This is a genomic window from Rhizobium sp. RCC_161_2 (assembly GCF_041355235.1).
GTDB lineage: Bacteria > Pseudomonadota > Alphaproteobacteria > Rhizobiales > Rhizobiaceae > Rhizobium.
Window position 1 is genome coordinate 187839 of record NZ_JBFUPL010000012.1, and the last position, 17869, is coordinate 205707.

The window sequence follows — 17869 nt, forward strand, 5'->3', positions numbered from 1 at the left end:
CACTGAAGAAAGCGGCTCCGGAGTGGTTGACGCCGGAAGCACTTGTTGGTTGGGCTGCCCCACGACGCAAGACACGCGGTGGTCAGCCCCGTTATTCCGATATCGCGATTGAGACCACCTTGACGCTAGGCCTGATGTTCGGTCTACGACTGCGCCAGGCCGAAGGATTTCTGGCATCGGTGCTACGAATGATGGGGCTAGCGCCCGCTGTCCCCGATCATACCACGATCAGCCGACGAGCTCAGACGTGGCAGTCGCCCCACAGACGGGTTGATCGGCAGGGACCACCGGACGGGCCGGTGCATGTTCTTGTCGACAGCACCGGCCTTCAAATCTACGGCGCAGGCCAATGGCTGGAGGAGAAACATGGCGCCAAATCCCGTCGCGGTTGGCGCAAGTTACATCTGGCGCTGGATGCCGATAGCGGCGAGATCATCGCCCACACGATGACCGACCAGGACACGGGCGATGCTTCGCAGGTGGCTCCACTTCTCAATCAGATCGACGCTCCAATCGGACGGCTCACTGCCGATGGCGCCTATGATGGAAAGCCCACGTACGACGCCGTCGCCGGGCACAGCGCCAATGCGGCTGTTGTCATTCCGCCACGGATCAATGCAGTCGACCGATCCGATATCGAGACTACCGACCAGCGCGACCGGCACATCGTCGCGATCAACACAGACGGCCGGATGAAATGGCAAGCCGGCTACGGCAAACGGTCGCTGGTCGAGACCGCCATCGGCCGTTACAAGTCCATAATCGGGCGGCGTCTGCGGGCTCGTTCGTTGCAAGCTCAGAAGACTGAAGTCGCCCTCGGCTACGCCGTGCTCAATCGCATGCTGGCATGCGCACGCCCGAAATCCGTACGGTGCAAAGCAGCCACGGCATAGCCGAAACATCAAAGAGCGAAATCCCCTTACTCCATGATCGATGCACCAAAGCCGCGTCCCGCTCAACTTCGCAACATCTGGCCTAGGCGACCACGACGGTGATTTAGTCGAAAGGATGATGTACGCCAAAATGCAACGATGGCCGCAGCGTAGCGTTCCCAATCATGGTAGCCATTGCCTCTAAGGTGCGCCGCGGTGCCGGACGAGGAGCCGGCATAGGAAACCGCGGCGCACCCCCAGGGAGACGGAGGAGGTGGCGGCACGCTCTCCCCCGCTTCTGGAACTTACAGCGACTTCCTCTGTTCCATTCGTCGCTTTTCGGGTGGCAATCCCTGACCAAAATACAACGGCCTGAAAAACAAACTCCGAAGACCAGGTCAACGGTATCGAATAAGACGGCGCCTCCGCAGCCGTCCTCATCCAGGCGCGATCACGCTCTTCATCTTGGTGCGCCTCATGAAAAAAAGCCTTGGATTCAGGCGCCGCATCCTCGTGGCGCTCCGCCCGCTCGTATGCGGTACCGGTTCTCCGTGTTAATCATTTAAGAATGTGGAACGAAGCGGGCGCAATGATTGTTCCGTCCGCGGCCGTAGTGTCCGCTTGCGTACCATCACTAGATGTTGATCGGCGAGCAGCGGCTACCATATATATGGAAATGCTAACAAAAGATCGTAATCATGGTCAGCCGAATCAGAAGAACTCTGACCGTGCAACAGCGCACGGCCGCATTCGAACGTACCAATAAGATCGCCGTAGAGACGGCGGAGGAAGAACGACGGCGTCGGGAAGAGAAGACGGAGCGGCTGCGCAAGCTGCGCCTCGCCGCCCAGAGGCGCCCAGTAAAATAAAGGTTACGTTCTAATAGCGTCTCTTGGCAACTGAAGCGGCTACATGGTGCGCGGTCTATGGTGTTTTGGCAGGTCACGCTAGGCTACGTTCACGCAGCCCGAATAGGCCGCTTAGCACGCGCCATGGATCGGCGCCGGACACGCCTCGGACAAACGGCAAGAGTGGTGGAGCGCGTCGCTTAACTGGATTTGCCAAGGAGGACAGGACGACGAAGGGGCTCGTACTTCGAGAGCAATATGCTCGCGACTTGGCTGAGCCACGTGGTGCTTTGACTTTCAGAATCTTGCGGCTCACCGACGTGGCGCTGTCGCTCGTGATCTCGTGCAATATTACGGAATTATAGATGATACGCTGCGGGTGGTTGGGCAGCCTTTGACGGTTCGAGACATCGAGGAGCACCGGTCTTGATCTAACGCGGTGGTTCGGTTGAGTTCCGCGGAGTGGGTTTTCCTATGATGGCGCTGGCGAAGCGTTGCATGAGATCGACATCTCCATTCCCGCTGGCCAAGGTTGGGGGTGGTCGGCCTCCGGGGCGGGCAAGTCGACACTAATTCACCTGCTACAACGGCTCTACGACGTCAGCATAGCCATTGATGGCTAGAACATTGCTGATGTCACGCAAGACAGCCTTCGCCGGTCGATGGTAGTAGTGCCGCAGGAAATCACCCTTCTTCATAGGACGGTTATGGACAATATCCGCTTTGCTCGTCCGGATGCAACGGATGAAGAGATTTTCCGGGCTGCGAGGGCTGCTCATTGCGACCGTTTCGTCCGTCAGCTTCCGCAGGGCTATGAGGGCGATGGCAAGAATATCGGCCATATCACGATCACCGCCGGGGCGGCGAAGCATCTGGTCCTGCAGTTGCCGAAAGACCAACGGCAATTCCAGGAAGGCGCACCATTGCGCAGGGCGCCGGGCTTGCGCCGGAGGACGGCAAGGTAATGTCGCCAGTCATAAATCACCCGCTGCGGTTTGTCGTGGCTGCGCTCAATGTTCCGCGGATGTTCGCATAGGATATTGTCCTCGGCCACAACGACCGGTCGCTCGGGATAGATTCGAAAGCTGACAGCCGTTTCGCAGACGATGCAGGCACGCTATAGCGGTTCCTCTCGAAGGTGATCAGGCGTTTCACTGGTCCTTCAAATAACCGCGTAGCTTTGCGACGTCAGCCGGCTTCACCACCGGAGCAGCATTTCCCCAGCTGTTGCGAACAGATGTCAGGACACTTGCAACCTGATCGTCAGACATGTTCCAGTCGAAGGCGGGCATGGCAGGGGAGGTACTGACGGCATCGGTAGCACCTGTTCGACTTCCCGCAAGGACAACATGGATTAGCGACGTTGCGTCATCGGCTGCGTGGGGTCGATGTCCTGGCCAACGCCGTCCAGGTGACCCTTGGTCCAAAGGGCCGCAATGTCGTTATCGACAAGTCCTTCGGCGCACCACGCATTACAAAGGACGGCGTCACCGTCGCCAAGGAAATCGAACTGGAAGACAAGTTCGAGAACATGGGCGGCCAGATGCTTCGCGAAGTTGCGTCGAAGACCAATGATCTTGCCGGCGACGGCACGACGACCGCGACCGTTCTTGCCCAGGCGATCGTCAAGGAAGGTGCCAAGGCAGTTGCCTCCGGCATGAATCCGATGGACCTCGAGCGCGGCATCGATCTTGCCGTAGACGCCGTTGTCAAGCAACTGAAGACCAACGCGCGCAAGATCTCCATTAATTCCGAGATCGCCCAGGTCGGTACAATCTCAGCAAACGGTGATGAGGAAATCGGCCGCTACCTGGCGGAGGCCATGGAAAAGGTCGGCAATGAAGGTGTGATCACGGTGGAAGAAGCCAAGGCCGCCGAAACCGAACTCGAAGTCGTCGAAGGCATGCAGTTCGACCGCGGCTATCTCAGTCCTTACTTCGTCACCAATGCCGATAAAATGCGTGTCAAGTTCGAGGACCGGGTAATGTCTTTGAAATCGCCTCATGCGCTTCGGTGGTTTCCCGGCGGAGGCTTATGACGAGCACGGCGTGGTCGGCTTTGAGTTGATCGCGGGCATTGGCCACCATGATGGCGGCGCGTTCGAGATCCATGAATTGGGGACAGAGGAAAGCTTCGCGTGGACCGCTTCTCCGAGCCCGTCACGCGAGCACCTTGGCAGCGACCGCCGCATCTACGAATGCTCTGCGGGCAAGCTCCGGGCTGCCGTGACTTGCGATCGCATCGACACACCGGCGCTTGGCAACGCCGTATTCGGGACCAAAGCGCGATGGCCAGCGATGGAGAAGCGCCGCCAATGCCGCATCAGGGCCGTCGAGACGTTCCCGCATGCCGTTGCCGATCCGGACGAAGACAGGCGATTGCCAGGTGACGCAGAAATCGACGTCGATAACCTTATTCATGGGAGACCTCATTTATATCTTCCCGACGAACCACTGTCGGTCTTGCGAGTTCCCGCGCTTCGTGCGCAACCGAACCAGCGCAGCGGTGGATGCTCCGTGAGCCGCAGTTTCTCGCTTCGTGGGCGGCCCGGTGCATTGAATCTAAGTCATTCCTCGCGCTCGCACACACCGCGTCGTTGGCCAGCACAGCGTGGCGCCCAATTCAATGTCGGAGAACCCAAACACCTTGACCTCAGTGGGTGCTGAGTTCAGCCTCTTCTGCTGCGGCAAGAAATTCCGTCCGAGCATCCTCGGCACCGATGCGACCGGCAATCGCTGCGCTACAGGCATTGCGAGCCCTGATGAAACGCAGGCCGGATCTCCTTGGCCATAGGTCCGTTAAGACAATCATAGCGTCGAATGGACCGGTGATGGTTCTATATCCAGAGATACCGAAGCCGACCTCAATCGGCTTACTCCATTTTTCAGACATGTATTCCTCCCTAAAAAAAGACCGCTCTCCACGGGGCCTTGGACTCAAGATGGCTCAGGGATCTGCAGGGTAAAGACTTCGGTCAGGAAGCGTACCTACGGTGGCTGCGTGCCGCGAAGGCGACCTCCCTTCTGCGGGACAAGCTTGCGGAATGCTTCGCCGGGTGTCCGTTCGCAGTCTTTTCAACGGGTCGAGGCGAGCATTGCCTCGCGCGCCCGCCCAGCGGTTTCTGTGCTGAACGGATCCGAGCTTTCGACAAGGCTCGTCTGCTATTCCCATGATCTACCCATCACCGGCGCCTTTCAAACGGCACCGCCGCCAGCCGAATCTAAGCATGGTTCTCGTTAGCCTGCGCTACACATTGCTCAGAGCTGCTCCGTCTGCGCACCGCTGTTCGGCTTTGCCGGACCCAGCACCGGCTTCTGTCCAAGCGCGGCCGTCATGGGCAGGGATGTGAATTCACCCTTTCCATCAGCGGAGGAACCCTGTGACCACCGGCCGGCGACCGGATCGCTGCCATCGACCTGAAAGCCCAGGAAAGCGTAGCTGAATTCCTGCTTCTCCTGCTCCTGCGGAAAACTGTTCGGGATCGGAAATACATTCGCCGCTCCTCCCAACTCTTCCAGGGCGGCAAGCCACTGGTTTTGGTGCATGGTATCGCGGGCAATCAGAAATGATAGCATGTCCTTCATGCCAGGGTCGCTCGTCAGGTTGAATAGGCGCACGGCCAGCACCCGCCCGGTCGATTCGGCGGTCACGTTAGCCGTCATGTCCGCAGCGATGTTTCCACTGGCATAGATATGCGACATGTCGAACGGCACGCCGTCGGAATCAACGGGCATCGCCGAAAGTCCGGCGGAAAGAAGATTCTTCAGATTGATACCGCCGAGAACCGCTCCCCCGACCGGATCGGCGGCGATCTCTTCCTTGAGTTTAAGCGGCGCGCCTTCGAGGTTCAGGGCAACCGCCGTGGCCAGCATTTCGATATGACCGAGTTCTTCTGCAGCTGTGTTCATCAACAGATCACGGAACTTCGGGTTGCCACGGGCACCGCACGCTTGAAAGAAATATTGCATTGCCACGCGAATTTCGCCCTCGACGCCACCGATCGCCTGCTGCAGGGCTCGCGCGAACAGGGGATCTGGGGTCTCGACCCGGACAGGATATTGCAGCTTGCCGTCAGTATAAAACATGGAACCTCTCCTCTGTTGTGAAGCCCCGCGAACAAGCGGCAGCCGATCAGGTTCCCTCCTGTTTGCATATTTTCAAAGAATCAGCAGGGAACTTCGCCCTCATCGCGAAGTTCGTTGCGCTGACGATGGAGATTTTGATGGTGGTTCAGCTTTCACTTGAGACTGACGATATTGCGCCGACTGAGGAAAGCGCGTCTGGAGCACGGGTCTTCGCACCTGATCTGGCATATCGCCTGATGTCGATCGTCAATGTGATCTTCTACGGCGACCCTGCAAAGGGCAATAACTGGGTGCTGATCGATACCGGTCTGCCGACGTCAAAGAATACGATCGTCGAGACGGCGGAAGCCCGGTTCGGGCGTAATACACGCCCGTCGGCGATCATCATGACGCATGCCCATTTCGACCACGCCGGCTCGCTGGAGGCGCTTGCGAAGCATTGGGGCGTTCCAGTCTACGCACATCCTCTTGAGTTTCCGTACCTGAACGGCCAAGCTTCCTATCCGCCAGCGGATGCCTTGGCCGGCGGTGGCGTGATGGCGCTATTGTCGCCTCTGTTTCCCCGGTCCCCTGTCGATGTCCGTGCCTGGCTAAAGATGCTGCCTGTGGATCAGCATGTGCCGGGAATGCCAGAATGGAAGTGGCTGCATACGCCGGGTCACTCGCCGGGTCACGTCTCGTTGTGGCGTGAAAGTGACCGCACCCTGATCGCGGGCGACGCAATCGTCACCACAGGTCAGGAATCGATCTACGAGATCATCACGCAAAAACCTGAGATGCACGGGCCGCCCCGCTATCTGACGCCCGATTGGGATGACGCTGAGCGATCAGTTGCCAAGCTGGCTGCTCTGGAACCGGAACTGGTCATTACCGGGCACGGCCAGCCGGTACGGGGCGAACACATGAGGGCTCGTCTTTACGAGCTAGCCGCAAATTTTTCAACGATTGCTGTACCTGAGGGCCGACCGTACGTGCTCGACCCCGCAAAGCCTGGCAAGAGCGGAAACGACGCCTATCGGACCGACAGTCTCACGTAGATCGACCTATGGAGAAGAAAGAATGGCAAGCCAGGATGATGTCATCCACCGACGCACCAATCGGAGCCGTGGAGCAGAGTGCCGACCGGCGGGAAAGCAGTCTGAGCACCGGCGGGAGGCGGAGGAACGGCCCGGTGCGGGACCCTCTGAACCGTTAGCTGCGCCCTCGGTCATTTCTGAGCATGGTGATAGCCAACGTGGGCTGGAGTTTGATGAGAATGCCATTGCTCATCCTGAAGATCGGCCCGACCTTCAGGTCGTTAAAACAGGAGCCGCGACCTTCGTCAGCAAGGCACCAACGAAGTCTGGACGAACTGAAGGCAAAAGATCTAAGCAAGATTAGCCGACGCAAGAGGCGCCTCGGTGAGGGAGGACAACGATGACCACACCGCTCCGACGCGTCCGAGGTCTGGGATCCGCAAAGGGAGGCACACGGCCCTACGTTCTCAAACAAGCTTCGGGATTGGCGCTAGGCCTCTTGACCCCCTATCTTATTGGGATCGGTGTCTACCTGTTTGGACGAGATCGCGACTTTGTCGTTGCTTCGATCGGCAGCTTCTGGATTGGCCCCGCCCTCCTTGCCTTCATCTTTCTCAGCGCCGTCCACATGGATGTCGGCATGCGGACGATCATCGAAGACTACGTTCACGGCCACATGAGAAAGCTCGCACTTTTGTTTCTGAACTTGGCCTTCACCTGGCTGGTCTGTCTACTCTGCGTCTTCGCCATCCTTCGGATGATGTTCGAAGCAGCCCAGCAATAGGTACTTTTCGCCGCAGGTCCGAGATCGGAGAGGAGGCATCCGAAGCGAGAATGACACCGGCTTTGGTGAAACGTTAGCCGTTCCCGTCCTGATGTTTGTTTGTACGGTTCCGCACTGTTCCCGAACAGGCCGGAGCGCGTAGCTTTCATGCTCATTCTTCGTCGATCACGAGGAGAGAGCAAATGAGCGGACTGGGTGGAACGGGTGCGGAGATCGAAAACGACATCGTCGCGTTGGTGCCGGCGGTGCGCCGGTTCGCGATGCGATTTGAACGATCTGCGGCAGATGCAGATGACCTCACGCAGGATACAATGCTTAAGGCGCTTGCACACATTGATCAATTTCGGCCTGGGACCAACGTAAAATCCTGGCTGTTCACCATTGCCCGAAACACCTATTGCACGAAATACAAGATCCGCCAGAGGTTTACCCTCTGTGCGGACATGGAGGTCGCTACATCTGAACAGGCGGTACAATCTACCCAGGAATGGTCCTTACGGACGGCAGAAGTCGATAAAGCCATTTCAGCTCTCGACCCCGACAAACGCCAAGTGTTGCTGATGGCTATAAGTGGTGACAGCTACGAGGATATCGCCGGAGTGTGCGGCTGCGAACTCGGCACGGTCAAGAGCCGTATCGCGCCTGCAAGGGGCGCAGTGATCTCGGCGCTCGGTGAAACTACCGCGTCAGGAGCTGTCGCTGCAAGGTGATCTACGCTCATGGTGGACATTGTAATCCTATAAAAACTGCCCGAGCACTTCCCGCCAGCCGAGAAACGGGAACCACGCCTTATTTGAAAAGTTTGAAGGTCAGAAAGGATAGAAGGGGAACACATGCGCTTCGTACCGACCATGCTTCATGGAATTGCCGACTATGTCGTCGGGTTCATTGTGATCGGCCTGCCGTTTATTCTCGAACTCAGTCGCACTCCTCGAATGGTGCTTATCGCGCTCGGCATCATTGTAATCCTCTACAGCCTTCTGACCGACTACGAGCTTGGCGCAGTGCGGTTCCTACGGATCCGTTTTCACCTATTGCTTGATGCCATCTTCGGGGTAGCAATGCTGCTTTCACCCTGGCTGTTTGACTTTCCCATGGATCCGCGCTGGCCGGTCTACGCCATCGGCATTCTTGCGCTCATTCTGGCTGTCACCACGCAAATCCGTGCTGACGGAACAGCCGCGACCAATTGAACTTACAAGGAGCTTATCGATGAAAGCACTGTGCTGGCATGGCAAGGGCGACATCCGCTGCGACAGCGTTCCGGATCCAAAGATCGAAGATGGGCGCGACGTCATTATCAAGATGACCGCTTGCGCCATCTGCGGCTCAGATCTGCACCTGATGGATGGCTACATTCCCTTTATGGAAAAGGGCGACGTGCTCGGCCACGAGTTCATGGGCGAGGTCGTCGAGGTCGGACGCGACAACAAGAAGCTGAAGGTCGGTGACAGGGTGGTGGTGCCGTTCACCATCTGCTGCGGGGATTGTCAGCAATGCCTCAAAGGCAACTGGTCGGTCTGCGAGCGCACCAACCGCAATGCCGAGAACGCGACCAGGGCTTTTGGTTATCCGACCGCCGGTCTGTTCGGATACTCGCATCTGACCGGCGCCTATGCCGGCGGCCAGGCGGAGTATGTGCGCGTTCCCTATGCCGACGTTTCGCCGATCGTCATTCCGGATGGAATGAGCGATGAGCAGGCGCTGTTTTTAGGCGACATTTTTCCGACGGGGTGGATGGCCGCAGCCAATTGCGAGATCGAACCCACGGATATCGTCGCCGTCTGGGGCTGCGGCCCGGTCGGTCAGTTTTGCATCAAAAGCGCGCTGATGCAGGGTGCCGCGCGGATCATTGCCATCGACAATATTCCGGAGCGTCTGGCCCTGGCGCAATCGACTGGAGCAGAGATCATCAATTTCGACGAGGTGGACGGCACAATCCCGGACCGCATCAAGGAGATGACCGGGGGCCATGGCGCCGACAAGTGCATCGACGCCGTCGGTGCGGAGTCGCATGCTACAGCATCTTTTGACGCCGTCGTTGACAAGGTCAAGGCCGCTACTTTGTTGGGAACGGATCGCCCGCATGCCCTGCGCGCAGCCATCATGGCCTGCCGTCCCGGCGGCATCGTCTCGGTCCCAGGCGTCTACGGCGGCTTCCTCGACAAAATCCCTTTTGGCGCCGCAATGAACAAGGGACTGACGATCCGCACCGGCCAGACCCATGTCAACCGCTACTCACTCGATCTGCTTCGCCGAATCGAGGAAGGCGAGATCGATCCGAGCTTCATTATTACGCATCGGGCGAAGCTCGAAGATGGCCCGGCTCTCTACGAGATCTTCAGGGACAAGAAGAATAATTGCATCAAGGTCGTGATGACGGCATAAGATCATGGACGCTGATGCCAGAGCACTCAAGGAAGCTTGTCGCGACTTCGAGGCCCGGTTTGGCATCGAGGCTTTTCTCGACGTGATGGCCGGCATAATGCAGGACCGTCTCGGCGACCACGGCCTCGCTATCCAGTTCGATGGCAGTGACGAAGGCGCGCAACCTCTCCAACCGCTGGACATCGACGAAGTGGGGTCGCCGATGCCTAATGAAGGCGCAGCAGGATGAGCTCTGGCAACTGCGACTTGATCCACCGAATTGAAGGAAAATACGTCACCCGCGCTCAGCGGCTGAACGCGCTTCTGCGATTGCTTCCACGCTACCACACCGATCGCAGGTGGAACGCGAAAGTCGCCAACGGCGTGTTACGGGGGATGCAGTCCATCGTTCCCTCCCGCCTCTTTCATAACTGCCGCGTTTTCAGCAGAAGCATTGCGTCCGGCGAACGTAGCGTTGGCTTGCGGCTTCTCCTGCCCAATGGAGCGCCTAGAGGTGTTTATGTGCATTTCCATGGCGGCGCATGGGTGCTCGGCAATGCCCGCCTCGATGACGGAATCACCTCAAGTGTCGCTAGAGAATGCCAGGTTATGGCTATTGCCGTCGACTTTCACAACGCCCTCGATGATCGCGTCGATCTTGCCATAGCCCACTGCGAGATTGCTCTGAACTGGGTAGTCCGAAACCTGCCAGATCTGGGTGTCGAACGGATCGTTTTAGGCGGCGAGTCATCTGGGGCTCACCTTGCTGCCCAGGCCTTGTTGCGCCTGCGCGACCGGGGGCTGGTGGATGCGTTTGCGGGATTTATCTCGACATGCGGTGCGTTTGATTTCCGCGGGTCGCACAGCCTCAGGAGCGCTGATAGTCGCTCCCTCATCCTCGACGCTCCTGCCGCGCTTCGAAATCTTCAAAGGCTGCGTCCGAGTTTGCCCTGGAACGAACGCGATGGGCCATTGTACGCGCAGTTGGAGGGCCTTCCGCCAGCTCTGTTTATTGCGGGCGAGCTTGATCCTATAGTCGATGACAGCATCCAGATGTTTCGCAGATGGGAAGATGCAAACGGAAACGCGTCGCTAAGCATCGTTCCCGCCGGGCCGCATGGCTTCAATCGGCTTCCGATCGCTATCGCTAACATCACTAATGCTTACGCAAGAGAATGGCTCATCGGCAGACTTTCGGCCTTGCATTGACGTCGCCGAGTTCGGCTTTCGTTCGAAACGTTCGGACGCCAACGCAAGCGGAAAAACTTAAATGAAGGAACTTCTGCTTTCAGGAAACTTTGAGGAGGTTGGAGCGATCATGACGGCACATCCGGAAGAAAAACCCTCGATCAAACCATACACTGGCCCGGCCGGTGGGTGGGGTTCGACGAAATCGGTCGCCGGGATCCTGCTCCGGGAGCACATCCCGGCGAGGGGCGCCGCCTTGCTGGACAAGCAAAACAAGCCAGAAGGTTATATGTGCGTAAGCTGCGCGTGGGCGAAGCCCGCCAAGACGCATCCCCTCGAATTCTGTGAGAACGGCGCCAAGGCCACGGCCTGGGAAGTGACAAACCGCAGGGCGGATGCTGAATTCTTTGCCTCACACACGCTGACGGAACTCGAAGCGTGGCGCGATCATGACATTGAGGAACAGGGTCGGTTGACCCAGCCGATGCTATGGAACGCGCAAACGGACAAGTACGAGCCGGTCGAGTGGGACGCTGCTTTCGCCGAGATCGGTAAAGAACTTCAGGCCCTTACGCCAAATCAAGTTGATTTTTATACATCGGGTCGCGCCTCGCTCGAGGCAGCCTACATGTATCAGCTCTTTGCAAGACTGTACGGCACTAACAACCTGCCCGACTGCTCGAACATGTGTCACGAAAGCACGTCGGTGGCTCTACCGGAAAGCATCGGTGCATCGGTGGGAACGGCCGTGCTTTCGGACTTTCAGAATACCGACTGCATATTTTATATCGCCCAGAATGTCGGGACCTCTTCGCCTCGGCTGCTGCACGACTTGCAGGATGCCGTACACCGCGGAGTTGCGATCGTCACATTCAATCTCCTGCGCGAACGGGGCCTTGAACGGTTCAAGAACCCCCAGGCACCGACGGAAATGTTGTCCTCGAAGGAAACACTGATCTCGTCGGAATACTACCAGGTGAAGAATGGCGGCGATATCGCAGCGCTCTTTGGCGTGTGTAAGGCGTTGATCGAGGCGGACGATGCGCTCAAAGCGTCGGGAGCGAGCAAAGTCGCGGGAGACGACGGGATTCCGGATGACCCATCGGAGGCCGGAACGATTGCTTTTGCCGCATCGATTGCGGCGGCCGACGAGAAGCATGTCCTCGACCACGATTTCATCGAGGAGCATACCACTGGTTTCCAACAATTTGCCGATGCGGCCCGGTCCTATAGCTGGGATGAGCTTGAGCGGGTTTCCGGTCTCACACGCGAGCAGATGAAGCAGGCGGCAGAAACCTATGCGAAGGCGAAGGCTGTTCTGATTGCCTACGGCATGGGCGTCACACAGCATGTAATGGGTGTCGATAACATCCACATGATCGCCAACCTGGCGCTGCTTCGTGGAAATATTGGCAAACCCGGCGCCAACATCTGTTCGATCCGAGGGCATTCCAACGTGCAAGGCCAGCGAACGGTCGGAATAACCGAAAAGCCTGGTCTGGTACCTCTCGACAAGCTTTCGGAACTTTACAAGTTCGAACCGCCGCGGTGGACGGGCCGATCAACGGTTGACACCTGCAAGGCAGTACTCGAAGGCGAAGCGCGCGCCTTCATCGGCCTTGGCGGCAATTTTCTTCGTGCCGTGCCCGAGACAGAGGCAATGGAGGCTGCGTGGCGCAAATTGCGGCTGACGGTGCAGATCGCCACTAAACCGAACCGCAGCCATGTGCTCCACGGGGAGATCGCCTATCTCCTTCCCTGCCTGGGAAGACTGGAGATTGATAGCCAGGCTACCGGTCCACAGGCTGTATCGATCGAAAGCTCAGTCGCACATTTTCATGGCTCGCGCGGCAAAGCCACGCCAGCGAGCACCCATCTAAGATCCGAGCCTGCGATCATTGCCGGATTGGCGAAAGCCACCTTGAACCGGGGTGACGTCCCATGGGACGGGTGGGTAGACGACTATAGCCGAATCAGAGACGCGATCGAGCGCACCTATCCGGAGACGTTCAGCGACTTCAACAAGCGCCTCTTCCAGCCGGGGGGATTCGCTCGCCCCCTGCCGGCACGAGAGCGGAAGTGGGTCACGCAGACAGGTAAAGCAAACTTCCTGACGCCGGATCGGCTGTTTCCGGAATTTGCGATCGATGGCACGCGGGGAGACGTCCTGCATCTGGCAACGCTACGGTCGAACGACCAGTTCAACACCACCATCTACGGCTACAGCGATCGCTTTCGCGGCATCAACGGGACTCGCAAAGTCGTCTTCATGAACCGCGAAGACATCGCTCGCCTCGGCTTTGCCAACGGCGACAGCGTCGATCTGCGAACAGCCATCGATCACTCCACAGAGCGTCAGATCGGCGCGCTCAGGATCATCGAATACGACATTCCGAAAGGCTGCTGTGCGGGATACTATCCCGAAACCAATCCGCTGTTCCCACTGGGTCATCACGATGCCAAGTCAAAGACGCCGTCCTACAAGCTACTCCCGGTCTTCATCACCAGGTCACAGCACAAGCCGAAGGACTGAACCGGCGCGGGAAGCTTTGTATGGGCAGTGTTCAAGGTAGCCTCCGGTCAGTTATAGCCATCGCACTTGGTGGCGCCGTAGTCGTCGGCGCAAGCGCCTTCGTCGGCTGGGCTAGGGCGGGCCGTACCTATCGCCTTGATCCACCGCTTTCGGCCGAATTCGAAAAGATCCGCTTGATGCCGAATGACATCAGCGGAGCGCCGCCAGAAATTTATTTCAAGCTCGGAAAGCCGTACGAAAGCACCGCTTACGATCTCAGTCAGGGAAAGCGGCTCTATTCTTGGTTTGGCTGTTCGGCATGCCACGGCGACGGCCGGGGTGCGGCCGGCCCGTCTTTCCTGGACGGATGGTGGCTTTACGGTCCCGAGATGGTCTCGGTCGTAGCATCCATCCGCGATGGCAGGCCCCACGGAATGCCTGCCTTTCGCGAGAAGATGACGATCGATGAGATTTGGCAACTCGCCGGCTATGTGAGAACGATCGGCGCCTATTCGGCAAAAACGACTGCACCCAGTCGCAATGACGACAAAAACACCCGGCCGGCGGAGAACCGCGCACCGGCCGCTGCTCTCTTCGACGAGGGACCGGCCGGCGCGCACCCTGATCAGGGGCCATCGCCTTGACGCGCCCTCCGATCATCGGCCTGTCTCTTGTGTCCATCTGCCTCTCAGGCTGTATGGGCTCGCAGCCTGCGCTTGACGCGGCCGGCGCATCGGCGTCCGCCCTGAAACAGCTCATCATTGTCATTGTGTGCGCTGCTGTCTGGCTTCTGGTGATGCTGGTGCTGGCATGGTCCCTGCTACGATCGCGTGACGGACGCGGAACTGCTGGCAACGATCGGAAAGCGCGCAAGGTTGTCGCAGCAGCCGTGGCGGCCACCGTTTTCATCATCGCTGGTCTGACGATCGCAAGTTTTTATACGACGCGCCAGATCGGTCCATCCTCCAAGGCGCCACTGACTGTGACTGTCCGTGGGCAGCAATGGTGGTGGCAGTTCGTCTATCCAGCCAGTGGGTCCGAGGCTGGGTTCCAGACGGCCAACGAGCTCCACATCCCTGTCGGAAAAGACGTGACGCTGCGGCTGGAAAGCGTGGACGTCAATCATTCTTTCTGGGTCCCCAGCCTGGCGGGAAAGCTGGATCTGATCCCGGGTCGAACGAATGAACTGACGTTGCATGCTGACCGCCCGGGTGTCTATCGGGGCCAGTGCGCCGAATATTGCGGACTGCAGCATAGCCATATGGCCCTGCTGGTCGTTGCCGAAGATGAAGAAAATTATAAGCGTTGGTTGCAGGGCCAGCAACGCGAGCGGTTGCCGCCGCCGGATACGGAGATCGCAGCCGGCGAAGCGGTGTTCTTGAGCAAGCCCTGTGCGGCCTATCATACAGTCCGCGGCACATCGGCGGCCGGGACAACCGGGCCGGACATAACACATGTCGGCAGTAGGGAAACCACCGGAGCAGGGCTGTTGCCGAACACTCGTGGGTCCCTCGCTGCCTGGATAGCCGACCCGCAGACCCTCAAGCCGGGCAATAACATGCCGGTCGTCCCGCTTTCCGCCGAAGAGCTGAAACAGGTCTCCGCCTATCTAGAAAGCCTCAAATGAGCGCCAGTCCTCGTTCACAAACCGATCTTAATTTGAGCGATGAGACGATCGACCTCAAGCTCGATCACATCTGGAAAACGCCGGCTGGCCTGTGGGGTGCGCTTTCAACGGTCGATCATAAGATCATCGGCCGGCGTTACATCGCAACCGCTTTTGTTTTTCTTCTCCTGGGGGGCGTGCTGGCTTTGGCGATGCGCCTCCAGCTGGCGACGCCCGAAGCGCGCTATATCAGCCCCGATCGCTACAACCAGATCTTCACGATGCACGGCACAAACATGATGTTTCTGTTCGCCGTCCCGGTCATGGAGGCGATGGGCGTCTATCTGGTGCCGTTGATGCTCGGCACGCGCAACATCGCCTTTCCACGCTTGAATGCGTTTTCGTACTGGATGTTTCTGGCTGGGGGCCTGCTGTTATGGATTGCGTTTGCGCTCGATGTCGGCCCGGATGTTGGTTGGTTTGCTTATGTCCCGCTGGCCGGACCCCAATACGGTGCGGGCAAGCGGGCCGACATATGGGCGCAGATGATTACGTTCACCGAGGTTTCGGCTCTCGCTGTCTCCGTCGAGATCGTGGTGACGGTTTTTAAGCAGCGTGCGCCCGGGATGTCGCTCGATCGCATTCCGCTGTTCGTCTGGTCGATGCTGGTGACCTCCTTTCTCGTGATCATGGCGATGCCAGCAATCATGTTTGCCAGCAGCACCCTCATCCTTGACCGCCTCGTCGGCACCCACTTCTTCAATCCCGCCGAAGGGGGTGATGTCCTCTTGTGGCAGCACCTGTTCTGGTTTTTCGGCCATCCGGAGGTTTACATCATCTTCCTTCCGGCTGTGGGAATGGTGTCGACGATGATTTCGACTTTTGCCCGCAGGCCTGTCTTCGGTTACCTGGCTCTGGTGATGGCACTGATATCGACCGGCGTTCTCGCTTTTGGCCTCTGGGTGCATCACATGTTCGTCGTCGGCTTACCACGACTGGGCGAGAGCTTTTTTACTGCTTCCAGCATGGCGATTGCGGTGCCGGCCGGCATTCAGATTTTCTGCTGGCTTGCGACACTCTGGGACGGAAAACCGGTCCTCAAAACGCCAATGCTCTTTATCATCGGCTTCATCATTACTTTCGTTCTGGGTGGTCTGACCGGTGTGATGGTGGCATCGGTGCCATTCGATACGCAGGTGCACGACACCTACTTCGTCGTCGCCCACTTCCATTATGTTCTCGTCGGCGGTGCAGTGTTTCCGCTGCTGGCGGCGATCTATTACTGGTTCCCAAAGTTCTCTGGACGGATGATGAGCGAGAGGGTCGGGCGCTGGGTATTCGGACTGATTTTCACCGGTTTCCACTTGACGTTCTTCCCCATGCATATTCTCGGTCTCGTCGGAATGCCGCGAAGAATTTACACGTATCAGCCGGAGGTGCCCTGGGCTGGCCTAAATCTGTTCGTCAGCATCAGCTCTCTTATTCTCGCCGCGGGTTTTCTCCTGTTTTTCATCGATGTTATCCGCAGCGCCCGCTCCGGCGCTATTTCCGGAGAGAACCCTTGGAACGCATCCACGCTGGAATGGGCAACCACCTCCCCTCCCCCCCCGTACAATTTTCGGCGTATCCCGGTCGTCAGCGACCGCGAACCGTTGTGGTCCGGATTGTCAGATCTTCCTGTGGTGGGTGGAATGCGGCTCGACCGACGGGAGCTGATCGTTAGCAGCGTCGTTGAGGCGCAGCCCGAGGCGCGCGAGTCTTCGCCGACCAATTCGATCTGGCCACTGATTGCAGCGACCGCGACGTCGGTTATGCTGATATGGTCGATGTTCTCGCCATGGGCGGTCGTTTGGGGTTCAATACCGATCGCCATCGCCCTGACCGGTTGGTTTTGGCCCAAGGGCGACCCGGAGGATGAGTCATGAAAGAGCGACTGGTCCTCGATGTCTCGCACCTGCCATTGCACGGCTCCGGCACCGCCAGCCCGACCTGGTGGGGAACACTGGCGTTCATGTTGATCGAAGGGACTGGCTTTGCTCTCGGAATTGTCGTCTACCTTTACCTGATGAGCATCGCCGGCGCCTGGCCGATCAACGCGCCGGCGCCTGATCTGCTGCCTGGCACTCTTCTGACCGCTTTGCTCGCTGTCAGTGTCATACCAAACGTGCTGGTGGCGGGCTGGGCTAAACGCAGAGAGCTAAAAAAGGTGCGGATCGGCCTGATCGTGATGGCGTTGTTCGGCATTGCGCCTTTGTTACTGCGGATTTTCGAATTCCCGGCCATGCACGTGATGTGGGACACTAATGCCTATGGTTCGATCACATGGGTTTTGCTGGGACTACATACCACGCACATCCTGACCGACCTGATCGACACCCTGGTACTGATGTGTCTGATGTTCACGCGGCACGCCGACAATCCCAGGCGCTATGGCGACGTCGAGGACAACGCCATGTATTGGAACTTCGTCGTCATAACGTGGGTTCCGCTCTATCTTTGTCTCTATTGGATGCCGCGTCTATGAAATATTCGATCGCAGTCGCTGGGGGACTGGTTTTCGCGCCGCTAGCTTGGGCCATCAGTACACAGAT

General features: G+C 58.3%; 15 protein-coding genes and 3 pseudogenes. 14 read left to right on the top strand and 4 right to left on the bottom strand.

The features are described 5' to 3' along the window. Positions 1-23: 23 nt before the first annotated feature. A pseudogene (locus tag AB6803_RS26910) lies at positions 24-893 on the top strand (IS5 family transposase); the annotation flags it as partial. Positions 894-2535: 1642 nt separating this feature from the next. On the opposite strand, the pseudogene AB6803_RS26915 reads toward AB6803_RS26910, so the two are convergent. After that, a pseudogene (locus AB6803_RS26915) lies at positions 2536-2866 on the bottom strand (IS21 family transposase); the annotation flags it as partial. Positions 2867-3083: 217 nt separating this feature from the next. On the opposite strand from AB6803_RS26915, the pseudogene AB6803_RS26920 reads away from it, so the two are divergent. After that, positions 3084-3698 (top strand): annotated as a pseudogene (locus AB6803_RS26920) (TCP-1/cpn60 chaperonin family protein); the annotation flags it as partial. Positions 3699-3879: 181 nt separating this feature from the next. Here the strand turns inward: AB6803_RS26920 and AB6803_RS26925 are convergent. The 3 genes from AB6803_RS26925 to AB6803_RS26935 all read right to left on the bottom strand — a co-directional run bounded on the left by AB6803_RS26925 (position 3880) and on the right by AB6803_RS26935 (position 5805). Then, on the bottom strand, positions 3880-4140 hold the full coding sequence (locus AB6803_RS26925; protein WP_371111752.1) for a DUF982 domain-containing protein: 261 nt from the start codon (positions 4138-4140) through the stop codon (positions 3880-3882). 232 nt (positions 4141-4372) lie between these two features. Next, positions 4373-4612, bottom strand: coding sequence for a DUF982 domain-containing protein (locus AB6803_RS26930; RefSeq protein ID WP_371111753.1), 240 nt, complete (start codon positions 4610-4612; stop codon positions 4373-4375). A 365-nt stretch (positions 4613-4977) separates the two neighbouring features. Further along, positions 4978-5805 (bottom strand): manganese catalase family protein, encoded by an 828-nt coding sequence (locus AB6803_RS26935; protein WP_371111754.1) that lies wholly within the window; start codon positions 5803-5805, stop codon positions 4978-4980. A gap of 137 nt (positions 5806-5942) precedes the next feature. On the opposite strand from AB6803_RS26935, the gene AB6803_RS26940 reads away from it, so the two are divergent. From AB6803_RS26940 to AB6803_RS26995, 12 genes are all read left to right on the top strand, one after another. Then, entirely contained in the window at positions 5943-6842 is a 900-nt protein-coding gene (locus AB6803_RS26940) for an MBL fold metallo-hydrolase (RefSeq protein ID WP_371111799.1), read from the top strand. Between the two features lie 379 nt (positions 6843-7221). Beyond that, the gene (gene sdhD / locus AB6803_RS26945; protein WP_371111755.1) at positions 7222-7605 is read left to right on the top strand and encodes a succinate dehydrogenase, hydrophobic membrane anchor protein; all 384 of its coding nucleotides are present in this window, start codon (positions 7222-7224) and stop codon (positions 7603-7605) included. 182 nt (positions 7606-7787) lie between these two features. Then, on the top strand, positions 7788-8315 hold the full coding sequence (locus tag AB6803_RS26950; RefSeq protein WP_371111756.1) for a sigma-70 family RNA polymerase sigma factor: 528 nt from the start codon (positions 7788-7790) through the stop codon (positions 8313-8315). Positions 8316-8438: 123 nt separating this feature from the next. Continuing rightward, positions 8439-8798: a hypothetical protein gene (locus AB6803_RS26955; RefSeq protein ID WP_371111757.1), complete on the top strand. Its 360-nt coding sequence runs from the start codon at positions 8439-8441 to the stop codon at positions 8796-8798. A 19-nt stretch (positions 8799-8817) separates the two neighbouring features. Continuing rightward, complete coding sequence (locus tag AB6803_RS26960) at positions 8818-9993, top strand: zinc-dependent alcohol dehydrogenase (RefSeq protein ID WP_371111758.1); 1176 nt, start codon at positions 8818-8820, stop codon at positions 9991-9993. Positions 9994-9997: 4 nt separating this feature from the next. Beyond that, positions 9998-10222 (top strand): permease, encoded by a 225-nt coding sequence (locus AB6803_RS26965; protein ID WP_371111759.1) that lies wholly within the window; start codon positions 9998-10000, stop codon positions 10220-10222. After that, complete coding sequence (locus AB6803_RS26970) at positions 10219-11181, top strand: alpha/beta hydrolase (protein ID WP_371111760.1); 963 nt, start codon at positions 10219-10221, stop codon at positions 11179-11181. The genes AB6803_RS26965 and AB6803_RS26970 overlap by 4 nt, the downstream gene beginning before the upstream one ends. Positions 11182-11290: 109 nt before the next feature. Continuing rightward, a complete protein-coding gene (locus AB6803_RS26975; RefSeq protein WP_371111800.1) occupies positions 11291-13693 on the top strand; it encodes an FdhF/YdeP family oxidoreductase in 2403 nt (800 codons plus the stop codon). 20 nt (positions 13694-13713) lie between these two features. Continuing rightward, positions 13714-14316: a cytochrome c gene (locus AB6803_RS26980; RefSeq protein WP_371111761.1), complete on the top strand. Its 603-nt coding sequence runs from the start codon at positions 13714-13716 to the stop codon at positions 14314-14316. Then, a complete protein-coding gene (gene coxB, locus AB6803_RS26985; RefSeq protein WP_371111762.1) occupies positions 14313-15299 on the top strand; it encodes a cytochrome c oxidase subunit II in 987 nt (328 codons plus the stop codon). Before AB6803_RS26980 ends, coxB begins: the two co-directional genes overlap by 4 nt. After that, positions 15296-17203, top strand: coding sequence for a cytochrome c oxidase subunit I (gene ctaD / locus AB6803_RS26990; protein WP_371111763.1), 1908 nt, complete (start codon positions 15296-15298; stop codon positions 17201-17203). Before coxB ends, ctaD begins: the two co-directional genes overlap by 4 nt. Beyond that, positions 17200-17802 (top strand): heme-copper oxidase subunit III, encoded by a 603-nt coding sequence (locus AB6803_RS26995; RefSeq protein WP_371111764.1) that lies wholly within the window; start codon positions 17200-17202, stop codon positions 17800-17802. Before ctaD ends, AB6803_RS26995 begins: the two co-directional genes overlap by 4 nt. Positions 17803-17869 lie beyond the last annotated feature (67 nt).